The organism is Pseudomonas sp. HOU2 (assembly GCF_040729435.1).
Lineage (GTDB): Bacteria > Pseudomonadota > Gammaproteobacteria > Pseudomonadales > Pseudomonadaceae > Aquipseudomonas.
Genome location: NZ_CP160398.1, coordinates 3,634,844 through 3,648,596, shown reverse-complemented (window position 1 = coordinate 3,648,596; position 13,753 = coordinate 3,634,844). Strand labels below are relative to the sequence as shown.

Annotated in this window: 18 protein-coding genes and 1 pseudogene; 3 read left to right on the top strand and 16 right to left on the bottom strand. The window is 56.6% G+C overall.

Translation table 11 applies throughout. The annotated features are described in order from the left end of the window. Positions 1 to 136: 136 nt before the first annotated feature. The 3 genes and pseudogenes from ABV589_RS16450 to ABV589_RS16440 form a co-directional block, all read right to left on the bottom strand. Positions 137 to 292 (bottom strand): annotated as a pseudogene (locus ABV589_RS16450) (transcriptional regulator); the annotation flags it as partial. Positions 293 to 340: 48 nt separating this feature from the next. After that, the gene (locus ABV589_RS16445; RefSeq protein ID WP_367082545.1) at positions 341 to 766 is read right to left on the bottom strand and encodes a type II toxin-antitoxin system HicB family antitoxin; all 426 of its coding nucleotides are present in this window, start codon (positions 764 to 766) and stop codon (positions 341 to 343) included. A 31-nt stretch (positions 767 to 797) separates the two neighbouring features. Then, positions 798 to 980, bottom strand: coding sequence for a type II toxin-antitoxin system HicA family toxin (locus ABV589_RS16440; RefSeq protein WP_367082544.1), 183 nt, complete (start codon positions 978 to 980; stop codon positions 798 to 800). A 469-nt stretch (positions 981 to 1,449) separates the two neighbouring features. On the opposite strand from ABV589_RS16440, the gene ABV589_RS16435 reads away from it, so the two are divergent. Beyond that, positions 1,450 to 1,725 carry a DUF3077 domain-containing protein gene (locus ABV589_RS16435; protein WP_367086208.1) on the top strand — a complete coding sequence of 92 codons (276 nt, stop codon included), beginning with the start codon at positions 1,450 to 1,452 and terminating at the stop codon, positions 1,723 to 1,725. Positions 1,726 to 1,776: 51 nt separating this feature from the next. Here ABV589_RS16435 and ABV589_RS16430 read toward each other — a convergent pair whose 3' ends face one another. The 4 genes from ABV589_RS16430 to ABV589_RS16415 all read right to left on the bottom strand — a co-directional run bounded on the left by ABV589_RS16430 (position 1,777) and on the right by ABV589_RS16415 (position 3,571). Beyond that, on the bottom strand, positions 1,777 to 2,457 hold the full coding sequence (locus tag ABV589_RS16430; protein ID WP_367082542.1) for an RES family NAD+ phosphorylase: 681 nt from the start codon (positions 2,455 to 2,457) through the stop codon (positions 1,777 to 1,779). Then, a complete protein-coding gene (locus ABV589_RS16425) occupies positions 2,454 to 2,864 on the bottom strand; it encodes an MbcA/ParS/Xre antitoxin family protein (protein ID WP_007961687.1) in 411 nt (136 codons plus the stop codon). Before ABV589_RS16425 ends, ABV589_RS16430 begins: the two co-directional genes overlap by 4 nt. A 136-nt stretch (positions 2,865 to 3,000) precedes the next feature. Next, entirely contained in the window at positions 3,001 to 3,315 is a 315-nt protein-coding gene (locus ABV589_RS16420) for a type II toxin-antitoxin system YafQ family toxin (RefSeq protein ID WP_003220705.1), read from the bottom strand. Next, positions 3,281 to 3,571: a type II toxin-antitoxin system RelB/DinJ family antitoxin gene (locus ABV589_RS16415; RefSeq protein ID WP_003220704.1), complete on the bottom strand. Its 291-nt coding sequence runs from the start codon at positions 3,569 to 3,571 to the stop codon at positions 3,281 to 3,283. Before ABV589_RS16415 ends, ABV589_RS16420 begins: the two co-directional genes overlap by 35 nt. Before the next feature lie 469 nt (positions 3,572 to 4,040). Here ABV589_RS16415 and ABV589_RS16410 point away from each other — a divergent pair, with 469 nt between their 5' ends. Next, positions 4,041 to 4,967, top strand: coding sequence for a LysR family transcriptional regulator (locus ABV589_RS16410; RefSeq protein WP_007961685.1), 927 nt, complete (start codon positions 4,041 to 4,043; stop codon positions 4,965 to 4,967). Here ABV589_RS16410 and ABV589_RS16405 read toward each other — a convergent pair. The 6 genes from ABV589_RS16405 to ABV589_RS16380 form a co-directional block, all read right to left on the bottom strand. Further along, complete coding sequence (locus tag ABV589_RS16405; protein WP_007952614.1) at positions 4,884 to 5,201, bottom strand: AzlD domain-containing protein; 318 nt, start codon at positions 5,199 to 5,201, stop codon at positions 4,884 to 4,886. The genes ABV589_RS16410 and ABV589_RS16405 overlap by 84 nt on opposite strands. Further along, positions 5,180 to 5,896, bottom strand: coding sequence for an AzlC family ABC transporter permease (locus ABV589_RS16400; protein WP_003220701.1), 717 nt, complete (start codon positions 5,894 to 5,896; stop codon positions 5,180 to 5,182). Before ABV589_RS16400 ends, ABV589_RS16405 begins: the two co-directional genes overlap by 22 nt. After that, positions 5,893 to 6,270 carry a GNAT family N-acetyltransferase gene (locus tag ABV589_RS16395; protein WP_003220700.1) on the bottom strand — a complete coding sequence of 126 codons (378 nt, stop codon included), beginning with the start codon at positions 6,268 to 6,270 and terminating at the stop codon, positions 5,893 to 5,895. Before ABV589_RS16395 ends, ABV589_RS16400 begins: the two co-directional genes overlap by 4 nt. A 79-nt stretch (positions 6,271 to 6,349) precedes the next feature. Next, entirely contained in the window at positions 6,350 to 7,096 is a 747-nt protein-coding gene (locus tag ABV589_RS16390; protein WP_007961854.1) for a 2OG-Fe dioxygenase family protein, read from the bottom strand. A gap of 232 nt (positions 7,097 to 7,328) precedes the next feature. Further along, complete coding sequence (locus tag ABV589_RS16385; RefSeq protein ID WP_108590810.1) at positions 7,329 to 8,615, bottom strand: OprD family porin; 1,287 nt, start codon at positions 8,613 to 8,615, stop codon at positions 7,329 to 7,331. Between the two features lie 296 nt (positions 8,616 to 8,911). Further along, positions 8,912 to 9,580, bottom strand: coding sequence for a DsbA family protein (locus ABV589_RS16380; RefSeq protein WP_367082539.1), 669 nt, complete (start codon positions 9,578 to 9,580; stop codon positions 8,912 to 8,914). Positions 9,581 to 9,836: 256 nt separating this feature from the next. On the opposite strand from ABV589_RS16380, the gene ABV589_RS16375 reads away from it, so the two are divergent. Beyond that, complete coding sequence (locus ABV589_RS16375; protein WP_367082537.1) at positions 9,837 to 11,930, top strand: TonB-dependent siderophore receptor; 2,094 nt, start codon at positions 9,837 to 9,839, stop codon at positions 11,928 to 11,930. Positions 11,931 to 11,998: 68 nt separating this feature from the next. Here the strand turns inward: ABV589_RS16375 and ABV589_RS16370 are convergent, their stop codons facing one another. From ABV589_RS16370 to ABV589_RS16360, 3 genes are all read right to left on the bottom strand, one after another. Beyond that, a complete protein-coding gene (locus ABV589_RS16370; protein WP_367082536.1) occupies positions 11,999 to 12,808 on the bottom strand; it encodes an IS3 family transposase in 810 nt (269 codons plus the stop codon). A gap of 20 nt (positions 12,809 to 12,828) precedes the next feature. Next, positions 12,829 to 13,125 (bottom strand): transposase, encoded by a 297-nt coding sequence (locus ABV589_RS16365; RefSeq protein WP_367082534.1) that lies wholly within the window; start codon positions 13,123 to 13,125, stop codon positions 12,829 to 12,831. A 181-nt stretch (positions 13,126 to 13,306) separates the two neighbouring features. Next, positions 13,307 to 13,519: a hypothetical protein gene (locus ABV589_RS16360; RefSeq protein WP_367082532.1), complete on the bottom strand. Its 213-nt coding sequence runs from the start codon at positions 13,517 to 13,519 to the stop codon at positions 13,307 to 13,309. Positions 13,520 to 13,753: the final 234 nt, after the last annotated feature.

Genomic DNA, 13,753 nt, shown 5'->3' with positions numbered 1-13,753 from the left:
CGCTGATTTGGATTGTTTGCGTGGGCCTAGAAATGCCATCCCGTAGGTGAAATAAGGGTCAGACCACGTTTTCAGCTGAGACTGTGGTCTGACTCTATTTTTCCCCACCTTATTTTGCTCGTGTCACCACGGAGCTTAGGTTGGCGAAAACGCTTTGAGAAACCCCGGCCTTCCTTTGCTCTTCAGTGGCCGCCGAGAGCGGCAGCAGCGTTACGCGCGAGGCCTTTCCAGACTTCATCTGACGTACAGATTCCATCAAGTCCGTCTGAAATCGCCCTAGTTCATTTGCCAGGCCTTTTCTTCGCCTTCAGCTATTTTCTCCAACGCTCGCTTGCTGAACTTATGCCGCTTGAACCGAAAGCGAAATCCGCCTTCCAAGTTGCTGCAACGCACGCTCAACATTCTCGATTTTGGAGTGATGCAGGAAATCTACCAGGCGATCGACCTGGGGCCGTTGTACGCCGAGACGACGTGCCAACTCGGCCTTGCTTAAACCTGATTCCAAAAGTGTATTCCACAGAGCAACCTTTGCTGCAGTCAGCGCAGGCAGACGCAATACAACGTCACTTGCCTGTTCTCCTGCCTGCCCGGTCGGAATCAACCGGCGATCATCAACGTATATTGAGAGCGCCGTCTCGATTGCATCAATGGCGGTGTCCAACGCTTGCTCGAGGGTGTCGCCAGCGGCGTGCATCTCAGGAATTTCTGCGCAGGACAACCAGACACTGTCAGGCTCTTCGTGAACTTCCAACGCATATTCGAACATCACGATTCCTCTCATGGGGTACAGCTGAGCCTCAATCCCTGAGGCCCAGCTGTTTGATTATCGATTTTCTCAACCCTTCGCCCATTTCCTTGGCTCCATGGTCGGGAAACACAGTTGATTTGCCATTCAAGGAAACCTTGAAGTGACTGCCCTTGCCGGTTTGAAACTCAACGCCTTGGGCTTTCAACCATCGCCGAAACTCGCTGTACTTCATGTGCATCACTCGCCGTTTCGGTAAAGCGAATGTGCAACATATTTGCTGCGCGCGCAACATAAGTGTTGCACTACACAGAGATGGCAACGGCCACCACCCGGCCACGATTGCGCATCCGTCCTTCGCAAGCTACCGTCAAACCCGTCGCTGCCAATTCAGCGACCGGGCCTGAGAACCCGCGTAAGATACAGGCGCACCAGCGCCCAAAATCACGATTGCCGGCGCTTTTTTGTGTCCGCATTCACGTGTAATGGCGACTGTGCGTGGGAGACCTTCGTGTCTGCCGGGTTCCTGTATCTCCGGTTTCTCAGCCTGCGCATAGCTGCCACCCTTTCGCCTGAGAACGAAAATGGCAGCTCTCATTTGATACAGGGAGTTCACAAATGAATGCCATCGATCCATCCGTAATCCGCCGCTCTGCCACACCGGTCACCTCACGCCACGCCTTACGTAGGGCAGGTGAAGCGAACTGACCGACTACCTCGATTTGAAAACCCCAGGCCTTACGCACTTTTCCTTCCAGGCCAATCAAGCGCTGTTCCGCACCAATCGTGGCGTTCCAGTCATCGCCGCCCTCTCGCACGCCTCGCACTTGCTTCACATCTCCAAGCTGCTGACCGCCGACTCTACAGTTTCTCGCGATCCTGACCTTCACGCTTATGCCCCCCGGTATTTGCAGGATTTAAGCAAGGCGCTGATCGACGATGTGGTGAAAGTGCTGAATGCGCCAACAGCAAGCCATTGACGTAAATCGCCAATAAAAAGCCCTCGCGGTACTGCGAGGGCTTTTTGCGTTTCAAACCTGGCTGATCTCGAACACAAACGAAATCCTGCGCTGGCTCGCACTCCACACATACCGCAAATGCTTGCCCTGCTTTGGAATCGACACTGCCGGGGGCCTGAATGCGGCAACACATTCGTGGCCCGGCAAACGGACGCTGTTGTACAGCAAGCCCCAGGATTGAAACTCACGCAGTTGTCGGGCAAACGTCTGGGAAGGACCGTAGGCGTCTGGATCGGGTTGATGCAAGTCGGGAAAGCCGTGACGCACATCATGCAACGGTTGCAGCACGCGATTGACGTAAGTACGCATGGTCAACTCAAGATCCGCCTCGTTGGTGGCCGCGAGGAAACGCTCCTGGTGATAGCAGGTTTCGGCGATGGCCGCGGCCTGGCTGCTGGCGGCGTAGTAGACGCCGAAGGTGCCATCGGTGAAGCGACTGCTTTTGCCGATGTGGGTAAACGCCGCCATCACCGGGGTTGAACCAGGGCCGGAGAGTCGGTCTTCGGGGCGCACGCGGGCGAGGAAACCGGCCTGTTCGATCAGGCGATCGTTGGTCAGCGCCTCCAGCGCGTAGGCGATTTCCAGGTCTTCGGGGTCGAGCACGTCTTCGAACAGCGAAATCGGCGGGAAGCTGCTGTTGACGATCCGGTAGGCCTTCGGCCATTGCGGCTCAGCCAGCGGAGGGGCCTTCAACCGCGCACCCCGTCGAGGTAGCGGCGCACATCGGCGATGTCGACCACCCTCCCCGCCAGCATGTAATCCAGCGCCGTTCGACCATTGAATGGCGCAGCCGTGTTGGGGCTGCTGACCCACGTATAAGCGCGCTCGCGGCTGTTGCTGAAGATGATGCTCAAGGCCTTGTGAATACCCATCAGATACGAGATTCGCTCTAGCGTGTCGTGTGGCAAGCGAATGTTCGGCGGCAGGTGTTTGTATTTGTAAAACGTGGTGTTGCCGACGCCACCCAACAGCGTGCGCTGCTGCTCGGCGTTGCAACCCCAGCGCTCCATGAGGTTGAAGAAGAACTTCAGCGCGACGCGCCCGGCTTCGGGGACGTCGAGTTGTTCACGCGGGGTGAGGGCTGGGGATGAGGTAGGCATAGACGCCTCCTGATATTTTGTCTTAACTGAAGACTAGTACATAACTGTATTTTTTTAGAGTTTTTATACACAAACGAACAATCGTAACGACCAAAAGCACAGAAGCCGGAGTTAAGCCCGCTTATGTATTTCTGCGCTATTTGAACAATTCTGAATGGCTCCCTAGATCCACAAATGTGATCAGGTCTGGGCGCGTGTTCTCGTAAATCATCAGAAAATCGCCACCGATATGACACTCGCGGAATCCAGACCAATCTCCAGTCAGCGCATGATCCAGATATTCTGCCGGTAATTGCTGCCCCAAGAACAACATCGCCATCACCTTCCGGACGTCGTTCATGTCTCGCCTTCCGGCGCGGTTATAACGATCCCAAGACTTCTTGAATTCAGAAGTCTGCGCACACTGTTTAGGCCGATCAGCGCGTTTTTGTGTTTTCTCCGGTCTCGCCATCAGCAGTCCTCAGCATGTCGTCTATCGAGTCGAAACGCTGACGGATTTCTCGTGCTTCCATCATTGCGCGGGCCGTTTTCTCTGATGGAACCCGCACCTCGAAGGGAAGCCCCTGAGTGGCAACAACCTGCCGCAGGAAAAGTCGCATGGCGTCGCTAATGCTCAGCCCGCAAGCGTTCAAGACTTCAGTGGCACGCGCTTTCAAATCCTCATCAATTCGGCAGCGCACATCGGTAGTTTTCAGTAGTGCAGCCATTTCAATTACCTCATCGTGATTTTGTAGCTACATAAGCGCTACCTCTGCATTGTGGTCGGAGGGATCTTCGTCGGTCAACGCGAAGTTGATAGGTGGTTCTCTACCGCCATGACTCGCATGCCAGGCAGCCATTTCAACTCCTTTTACAAGGTAGGGCTATCAGCTGAATCGTTACTTTGCCTGAGACCTATCTGCGCATAACGAAGGCATAAACCCCGGAAGATGTAAGCTGTTTCTCTTCGAAAAAAATTGCCCCACGCATCAAAACCACGCACTTTTCTTGACCCCAATCACCCCCACGTCATCAAAAATCCCGATCCTGTGTCAGCTTCCAGCCATCGGCGGGGACATCAATTCGCTACTAAACCCGCGACAACTATGCTCAGGTGCTGGAATATAGCCGGCATATGACGCCGGATCGGCCGTCTCGTAAACAACAATACCCAGCCCACTTCAGAGGGCATTACCCATGGATAGCAGAACCTTACGCAACCTCATGCGCATCGTGCAGACCGGCTCGTTGTCGGCCGCAGCCGAGCATTCGTGCCTGACTGTGCAGGCCCTGGCCGCGCAGTTGAACAAGGTCGAAGAGCAGTTCGGTTTCCGCTTGTTTCGACGTTCCAACAAAGGGCTGACGCTGACGCCGCAAGGCACGGAGCTGACGCCTTACATGGACAAAGTGCTGATTGCCACGCGACAGATGGAAGAAAAGGTCGAGGCGCTCAAGGTGCCGGGCCAGCGCACGTTGAAGGTCGCGTTGAACAACACGTTGTCGTCTGACTTCAACCGGCGAATGATCGGACGCCTGATCGAGGTGTTTCCCGATTACCAGATGGAATTCAGCTATGCCGAGTCGATGGAGAACCTCAGCAAGCTGAAGAACGAAGACTTTGACCTCGCGGTGCTGATCGGCCCGCAGCGGCCGGGTTTGCCGAGTATCGTCCTGCCGGATGTGCAGGTGCAGGTGGTCGGTGCCCATTGCGGGCAGGAAAACGATCCACTGACGTTGCTGGGCAACAAGTTTCAGGTGCGTCCTGCGGAAGATTGTCCGTATTCCCACAGCTTCCTGCGTTTTCTCGACGCCGGACTGGGCAATCACGAGAACGGTCAACGCATGGTCTATTCCTGCAGCGAAACCCTGACGCTGTCGTTGATCACGCAGATGGACGCAGTGGGTATGGTTTCTCGTGAGGCCGCGCAAAAGAACGGCCTGACGATTTTCCCCGGATTCGAGGATTTCCTCGAAGTGCGTCTGGCGGTGAACAATCCGAACTTGTCGGGCCAGGCCCTGAATGACGTGGTCGACCTGCCGCTACATGAACGAGCCGAGCGCAATGTACGCAGCCGTCCCAACCGCCACACTGAGAAAGAGGTTTTTGCTGAAATACGCACATAGCAACGTCGGAATGGCTGCATAAAATTCCGGGCGATCGAGCTGTATGTGCTGATCCTTGATCAACAAGGGTGTCAGGCTGATCGCAGCGACGATCGCCACCGGCAGGTACTCCAGCGCCCGCGCAACGAACGGCGGCCAGTGCTCGGTATTGACTTGCAGCGGCAACGCGCGTGGCAGGAAGGTCACGGCCATCATCAGCGCCACCACCAGAATCAGGAACGTTTGGTCAGGCATACACCCACTCCGCAGCCCACAAACGTGGCGATGAATACGTTGAAGGGCGAAGTGCCGACCAGGCTCAGCGCGCCCATGCAGGCCACGGCTGCCGCAGCGGCGATGAGTTTGTTGCGGGTGTTGCACAGCGACACCAGCACGTAGAGCATCATCGCGGTCAGTGCGTAGTCGAGCTGATATTTGATCAGGTGCGATGCATATTGCGCGCAGACAGCGCCCAGCAATCCGCCCAGCACCCACGAGGTGTGGCAGAACAGGTTGAAGCCGATCAGGTAACGGATGTTGACCGGCGCGCCGGTGCCCAGTTTGACGCTGTGAAACGCGAAGGATTCGTCGGTCAGCCCACCCGCGTAAGCCCAGCGCTCCATGCGGCTCAGCCCCAGTGCGCGCAGGGCTTTGGCCATGTACACCGACATCAGCATGTGCCGCGCGTTGATCAGAAACGTGGTCAGCACGATGGTGGTCAGCGAAGCGCCGCTGGAGATCAGCGCCAGCGCAGCGAATTGCGAAGCACCGGCGTAGACGAACAGACACATCGCCACCGGCAGCCACATCGGCAGCCCGGCGTTGACCGCCATCAGCCCGAACACGAACGACACCGTGAAATAACCGGCCACCACCGGGCTGGCTTCGGCAAACGTGCGCGATGGCTGATGGGCAGCCATCAGCGGCGCACTGCCGGACGTTTCATTCATAGATCCCTCTCAAATGTCCGCTCGCCGTGGGGTTCGCAAAAACCCTGGGCAGTCCAGAATCGCTTGCCCGCGAGGTTAGCATCGTCGACGAACAGAAACATCCGTAATACACCGACCCGCTTCATGTCGGACGACGCCGCTTCCACCAGCCGCTGACCGACGCCCTGGCTGCGATAGCGCGGGCTGACCGCCAAGTGGTTGATGGTGCCGCGGCTGCCTAGCATGCCGCCGAGCACCGCACCGACGATTTCGCCTTCGACGTCGAAGGCCAGATAGGCCGTGGTGGTCTTCTGGATCAATACACCGCGCAGGCATTTGGCGTCCTGCCACTCACAGAACGACACTTCGTCGAACTGCCGGAAGAAGCGCTCCATGCGCTGCGCGTCCTTGGCGGTGGCGCGTCGCAGCACCACCGGCGTCGAGCACTCGACGCCATCGATTGGGGTGATCTGATTAGCGAACAATGTCGAAAGCGGTCCCGGGCCGCGAGAAGGAAATCGCCAGAATCTGCCGGTACGCCATCGCATGAGTGTGCGTATTGCGGGCCGGGGTTACGTAGTGGCGCATATCGCGATCAAGGAAGTAGGTGGTGTCGAGAATTTCCTGGTAGGTGGTCGACGCCAATTGATGCTCGTGGATATCGTAAAGACGACTCTCCGCACCCTCGACATTATTGCGCCCCCAGAAGTGCACGCCGCTGAACGGATAACCGTCGCAGTGAATCCCTTCCGGAGTGATTTCCAGCTGCTTGCCGGGTTTGATCTCGATGCGGATCTGATGAATCTGGCATTGCCAGATTTCATCGTGCAATTCTTCCGGCAGCACGCTTTTGTACACTTCAAAATCGGTGTCGATCAGGCTGCGCATCACCGGCGAAGTGATCACTTCATCAGAGAAGTCCTGAAAGTGCCGCACAACACCGCCCACGTAGGCGTTGTTCTCTTTCGACTGCACGTACGCGCGATGCTCGAGTTGCTTCAATTCACGTGTTTTCGGGTTGTACTCAAAGTCGCTGTAACGACGGTAACGCATGCCGGCTTCGGCCTGACCGTAGTAACTGTCAGGCTCCATGTTTTCCCAACTTTTGGTCAGTCTGACGAAGTCGGCAAAATGACCGTAGAGATTGAAGTCACCACCCTGGACGTTGACATATTTGTCGCGCCGTAGCGATTCGCCCACTTCTCTGTTCAAAACGATCATTACCAAATTCTCCGCTGCGTTGAGCGGCCTAATCTATTAGGTGGAGAATTTGCGTCCATGAGAAAGAATTTCAGGCATTTAAAGCCCTGTTTGAAACGGTAGTTGAAGACGCGTTAAAACAACTTTTACATGACAAAAACACGGGTTTTTTACGGTTTTTGCACAAAAGACCTCGAAAAAAAACCCCGAGGTCAGTCGGGGTTTTCTCATGTTTCTTACACCGGATCGTTCATCAGAAGATGTTGATCGGGTAGTCCACGAATACCCGCAGCTCGTTGCCGCTGACGTTGTACTCGCTGGATTTCTGCGACACACGCAGGATCGAGCTGCGCAATTTCACGCTCAGATCTTTAGCCGGACCGCTTTGTACGACGTATTTGACCTGGTTGAAGATCTCGCGCTCGGTGCCGCCTTCGCTGGTGGATGTGGTGATGTTGTCGCCACGCACGTAAGCGAAGTTGTAGCTCAGACCCGGTACGCCAAATGCGCCGAAGTCCAGGCCGTAGCCCAACTGCCAGCTGCGCTCGTCTTCAGCGTTGAAGTCCGACCAGTAGGAGTTGGCCAGGTAGATAGTGTTGCCACCGTCACCGACACGACCTTGCTCTTTCTGATAGCCGCCGTAGGCGTAGCCCAGGTTGCTGTCGCCAGTGGAGCGCTGGTGCGCCACGGTGAAGGAGTGAGGGCCGGTGGCGAACGTCGCTGCCAGGCTCCAGATCTTGTTGTCATCGCCGGTAGCGCCACTTTCGCGGACGTAGGAGTCGTCCAGCTTGGTGCGGTAGCCGTTGAAGTCCAGGGTCAGGGACTGATCCTTGTCGATCGGGAACACGTAGTTGGCGTTCACGTATTGCTTCTTCAGCACGTCCTCGACGTCGGAAGCGTACAGCGCCGCCTTGAATCGTTCGGTGAACTGGTAGCTACCGCCCAACACGTTGATCGCCTTCAGACCACCGCTGTCACGGCCTTCAGCGCTTTTGCGCGACTCGGCGGTGAAACGACCGGCGTCCAGTTGCAAGCCTTTGATCTCTTTGGAAGTGATCAAGGTACCGGTATAGCTTTCCGGCAGCAGACGCGAATTGTCGTAGTTCAGCACCGGCAGCGCCGGCATCTGGTCACCGTAGGTCAGCACGGTGTTGGACAGACGGAATTTGACCGCAGCGCCGCCTTTGGACAGGTCGTTGGCCGGTTTGCCGCTGTCGCCACGTTTGAAGAAGTCGATGCCGCCGGCACCGCTGCGATCTTCGCTGCGTTCCAGGTTCAGGGCGTACAGACCGAAAGCATCGACACCGACACCGATGGTGCCTTGGGTGAAGCCGGACGAGAACGTACCGATGGCCGCCTGGCCCCACTCGGATTTGTCCGCGTTGCCGTCTTTGTAATCACGATTGATGTAGGCATTGCGCAGCAGCACTTTCAGACTGCTGTCTTCTACAAAACCCTTGGACTCGGCCTGGCCGTCAGCCATGGCCTGTGTAGCACTCAACATCCCCAGTGCGATCAGACTGATTCGCTTGTTCAACATTTTGTTTTCCTTATTACGGGTTGAAACGCGCTGTGTCGAACGGCTGAAACGGCGCTATTGCACTCTTTTTTCACCCCGAAACAAAAAGACCCGCCCACGACTGAGTCATGGCGGGCCTGCTCATTATTCTTGAGTCATGGCGGTTGGCCACAGGCGTTGGGCCGAATCGTAGCCGCGCCTTCAATAATGTGTCAATTTCAAGAATCGTCTTTAAATAGGTAAAAATCGTCTAAGAATCGTAAATTTTGCGATAGCGCATTGCTCGGAAATGCGCTCAGCCAGTGAATCCAGTGCGATTACGCGCAGCCGTCGAGACCGCATTGCACGGCGGATTGCCCCGGCTCAACCGCGACCACCGCTTGCCTCAACCAGGCGGCGAAAGCCTGCGGCTTGCCAAGCCATGGGCTGATGTCGATCAGCGTGAATTGCCCGTCCTGCTCCAGCGCCAATGTCGGGAAACCCTGGCCGCCCAGTTGCGCCAAGAGTGCGCGGCTGGCTTTCACATGCGCTGTCGTATCAACGGATTTGAACGCAACCGCAAAGGTGTTCTCGGCGTAGCCCAACTCACTGGCGAGTTCGAACAGTACGGACTCATCGGCAATCCGCCGTCCCTCAACGTAATGCGCCGTTTGCAAACGCCCAAGCAATTGCAGGCCACGGCCGTCGATGGACTCTGCCGCCATCACCGCTGCGATCGGCGGCGTCGAATCGAAAACCGCCGATTGATCACGCAGCAGACCTTCGAAATACGCCTCGCCAAAGGGTTGCCCGGTGTATTCGGCGATGCGCCGGTCGTGGGGCATGACGTAATCACGCAGTTGCGGCGAAACGCGCTGACGGCTCGCGCCGCTCATCATTCCGCCCCCATGCGCCGCGACCGGCAGCACTTGCTGCGCCGCTTGCACCAACGGTTTGGCGCCGTAGCACCAGCCGCACAATGGATCGTAGATGTAGTGAAGGATCATGGGAGAACTCCGGCAGGCAATCAGGAAAAATCGATGGCGGCAGACTATGCCTACGCGTGTTGGGGAAAAACGCCGGAATGGCTTTCAGACTGTTCCGAGAATCGGTCGAATGGATTACCTGATCAGGTTGTATCAAAATCGACATAAATTGAAACAATCTGACAGGGGAACTTCTCAGGAATAAATAACGGCAGCAAATGCAAAGCATTACCATTCGCGCGTTTGAATTTCCTTACCCTTTCGGATGCGCTTTTCCATGCCTGCCCCGTTCCGCCTCACGCCCGTCACCCTTGGATTGTCTGCCGTTCTGTCCAGCGGTTTTGCTTATTCCGCCACTGAACTGCCCGCCACGGCGATCAGCGCCGAAGAACAAGCCGAGGACCCGCGCGTCAAGATCAGCACCACTGCGACTCGCACTTCGACCCCGGTGCGTTACGTGCCGCAGGCCATCGACTCGATCAAGACCTCGAACGTCGCCGACTACGGCACCAATGACATCGGTGACGCCCTGAGCGGGATTCCCAACGTCAGCAGCAGCGCCGACACGCGCTTCGACAGTCTGCGCATCCGCGGCTTCGACGCCAGCAACGACTTCTATCTGGACGGCATTCGCGACGACAGCCAGTACAAGCGCGACCTGCACAACATCGAGCGGGTCGAAGTGCTCAAAGGTCCGGCGGCGGTACTTTATGGCCGAGGCAGCCAGGGCGGGATCGTCAACCGCGTGAGCAAGCTGCCCGAGTTCGGCCGTCGCTCGACCATCGAGGCCCAGGGCGGCAGCGAAGACCTGCGCAGCCTGTACGCCGACCTCAGCACCGACCCCAGCGAAAACCTCAGCCTGCGCCTGAACATGGGCAACATGGATGAAAACAGCTTTCGCGACGGCGTCAGCGGCAACCGGCAGTTGTTCGCGCCGTCGATGAGCTGGCAGCTGACTCCGGACCTGAACTGGCTGGTGCAATACGAATACAGTCGCTACAACCGCACGCCGGATCGCGGCATTCCGGGGGTGAATGGCCGTCCCGCAGACGTAGGTCGTGACACCACCTACGGCAACGATCACGATTTCATCGACGACAAGGCGCAATCCCTGCGCTCGAAATTCACCTACGAGATCAACGACGCCTGGCAACTGCGCCAGACCCTCGGTGTGTTCAAGCTCGACAGCGATTTCGACAACACCTATCTGACCGGCTTCGACCCGAAAACCAACAAGGTCGCGCGCCAGCACTGGCAGCAGGATCTGACCACCCGCAACGTCTACAACAACCTCGAACTGGAAGGCGGTTTCGATACCTTTGGCCTTGAGCATCGCCTGTTGACCGGCGTCGAGATCGGCAGCCAGCGCCGCGATCCGAAGTTGTACAACGCCGCCACCGGCAAGACACCCGGCGCACAACCGGTGCCGTCGCTCGACCTGTTCAACCCCAACCGCGAGCTGCGCCACACCGGCAGCATGCAAACGTTCAGCGACAGCCACACCGAAGTCGAAAGCCGCGCGGTCTACGTCCAGGATCAACTGCGCCTGAATGATCAATGGCAACTGCTGGCCGGCCTGCGCTACGACACCTTCGATATCGAGTCGACCAACAAGCTCAAGAACATCACTGAGGATCGCGACAGCCACAGCACCAGCCCGCGCTTCGGGATTGTCTGGACGCCGCTGCAGAACCATTCGTTCTACGCCTCCTGGTCCAAGACTTTCTCGCCAGTGGGTGGCGGCCTGATCGGCATCACTCCGGGCGCTGCCGGCAACACCAACGACTTGAGCCCGGAGCTGACCAAACAGAAAGAAATCGGCGTGAAAAGCGACTGGCTCGATGATCGCTTGAGCACCACGCTGGCGGTCTACGACCTGGAACTCTACAACCGTCGCACCAGCGATCCGAACGATCCGACCCTGACCGTCATGACCGGTTTGCAGCGCTCGCGCGGCATCGAGCTGACCGCCACCGGCAAACTCGTTGGCAACTGGTACATGCGCGGTGGCGTCGGCGTGCAGGACACCACCATCGAGAAGGACAACAACGGTCTGGAAGGCAAACGCGTCAACAACGTGGCCAAACACAACGGCAGCCTGTTCCTGACCTGGAAACCGGAGATGGGCTGGTACGGCGAAACCGGCCTGACCCTGGTTGGTCAGCGCTATGCCGACAATGCCAATACCACCGTGCTGCCGGGTTATGGCCGCTGGGATGCGCTGGTCGGTTATCGCTTCAAGGACTGGGACTTGCGCACGGCACTGAACAACATCACCGACCGCGAGTATTACGCCTCGGCCACCAGCCAGTATCAGATCCAGCCAGGCGCACCGCGCAGCGTGGTGATGACCGGTACCTATAGTTTTTAAAAGCAGGATCAAAAGATCGCAGCCTTCGGTGTAGTGGTTCAGTTTTTTTAAACCACTCCGTAGGAGTATTAGGCCGCCTGCTGCTCAAACAGCGCAGGCGGCAAGTGGTTCGAGGCAGAGTGGCAACGACGATGGTTGTAGTGATGAACAAAATTCATCACATCCTTCTCCGCTTCGAAATGGTTTTGGTAGCCGTTTTCCGGCATCCAATCGTGTTTCAACGTCCTGAAATAGCGCTCAACCACTGCGTTATCCCAGCAGTTTCCTCGACGACTCATGCTCTGAACGATCCGGTTTTCTGCCAAGCAGCCAACAAATCGATCAGCGGTGTACTGGCAGCCCTGGTCTGAGTGAAATAGCAACGCAGGCATCGGACGGCGTAGTGACACTGCTAACCTTAGCGCCCTTGCAGACAGTTCAGCATCGGCAGTTCGGGAACAGGCCCAACCCACAATTCTGCGTGAAAACAGATCCATCACCACCGCCAGATAAAGCCAGCTATTTCCGACTCGGATGTAGGTAATGTCACCGGCCCAAAGTGTGTCTGGCTGGGTCGGATTAAAACGCCGATCAAGTATGTTCGGTGCAACAATCGCTGGTTTCGTAGCGCGTCGATAGTGGGCATAACGCGGTCTGCGTCGGTGTAGACCAAAGGTGTTGATCAGCGTGCGCATTCGACAGCGCCCAATAAAAATCCCCTCTTTTCTTAGCTCTCTGGAAAACCCACGAGTACCTAACGCCTCACGATGTTCTTTATGCATCGCACGAAGTTTACGCCTCAGCAAGCGCAGTTCAGGCTTCAGGCGCTTGGGTTTACGCTTGGTGTAATAGCTGCTTCGAGCAACGCCAAGCACTGAGCACATGCGCCGAATCGACATTGCACCTCGAACGCCATCAATCACTTGGTTCGACCGAACAGAACCTTTAGATGAGAGGGCAATTGCTTTTTTAGTACTTGGTTCTCGGCTTCAAGCAGTGCCAGCTTTGCCTGGAGCGATTCGATCAGTTCCTGATCCTGCAATCGCGGTGGCTGCGACATGCCTTCCTGCTCTCGACGCCAGCGCGAAACCCAGCGACGCAGGGCCGTAGGGCCCACACCAGTAGCTTCACAGGCTTTAGGGGTGGAGTAATTCATCTCCACGACCAAGCGAATGGCTTCTGCTTTTTCCTCTGACGTGACAACCCGATATCCCATGATGCTTCCTTAAATCGACGCTCCTACATCATGGTCTAAAAAAATTCGACCACAACACGGCAGCTCCTACAGAGAAACACACCACCCCATGTAGGAGCTGCCGAAGGCTGCGATCTTTTCGGTGTTCCATAAAAAAGCGCCGCCATCCCGGCAGCGCTTTTACCAATCCTTGTTGTTTTTCTTATCCTTGCATCACAGCCCATAACGCTTCCAGTTCGGCCTCGCTGAACAGGCCAGCGGGATAGCGCTCGATCATCATCCGGCGCGGATCAGGTTCCCTGATCTGACGCGTTCCATTGGACTTCAAAAAGTGCGCGACAATCTGGAGCGATTCGCCGTTGACGACCATGGGATGCAAAGTCCGCTCGCTGACTACGTTCACTTCGGCGTTCATTTCAGCGCTCTCTCCCCGTTCGTGAGCGGCTAAGTTATCCAAGGTATATGACAGAACTGTTGAAGTTCCCCCCTCTCCCTAGTGCACTTTGTCCGATACAAGAGCTATGCCAAGGTTTCCGATTTGTCGACAGGCGGATACAAACAAGCCCGCGGTCCAACCGGGCCGCGGGCTTGTTTGAATGCATAGCGAGCTAATTGTTGCCTGGCCGATTTTTGAATCAACTCAAGCTGT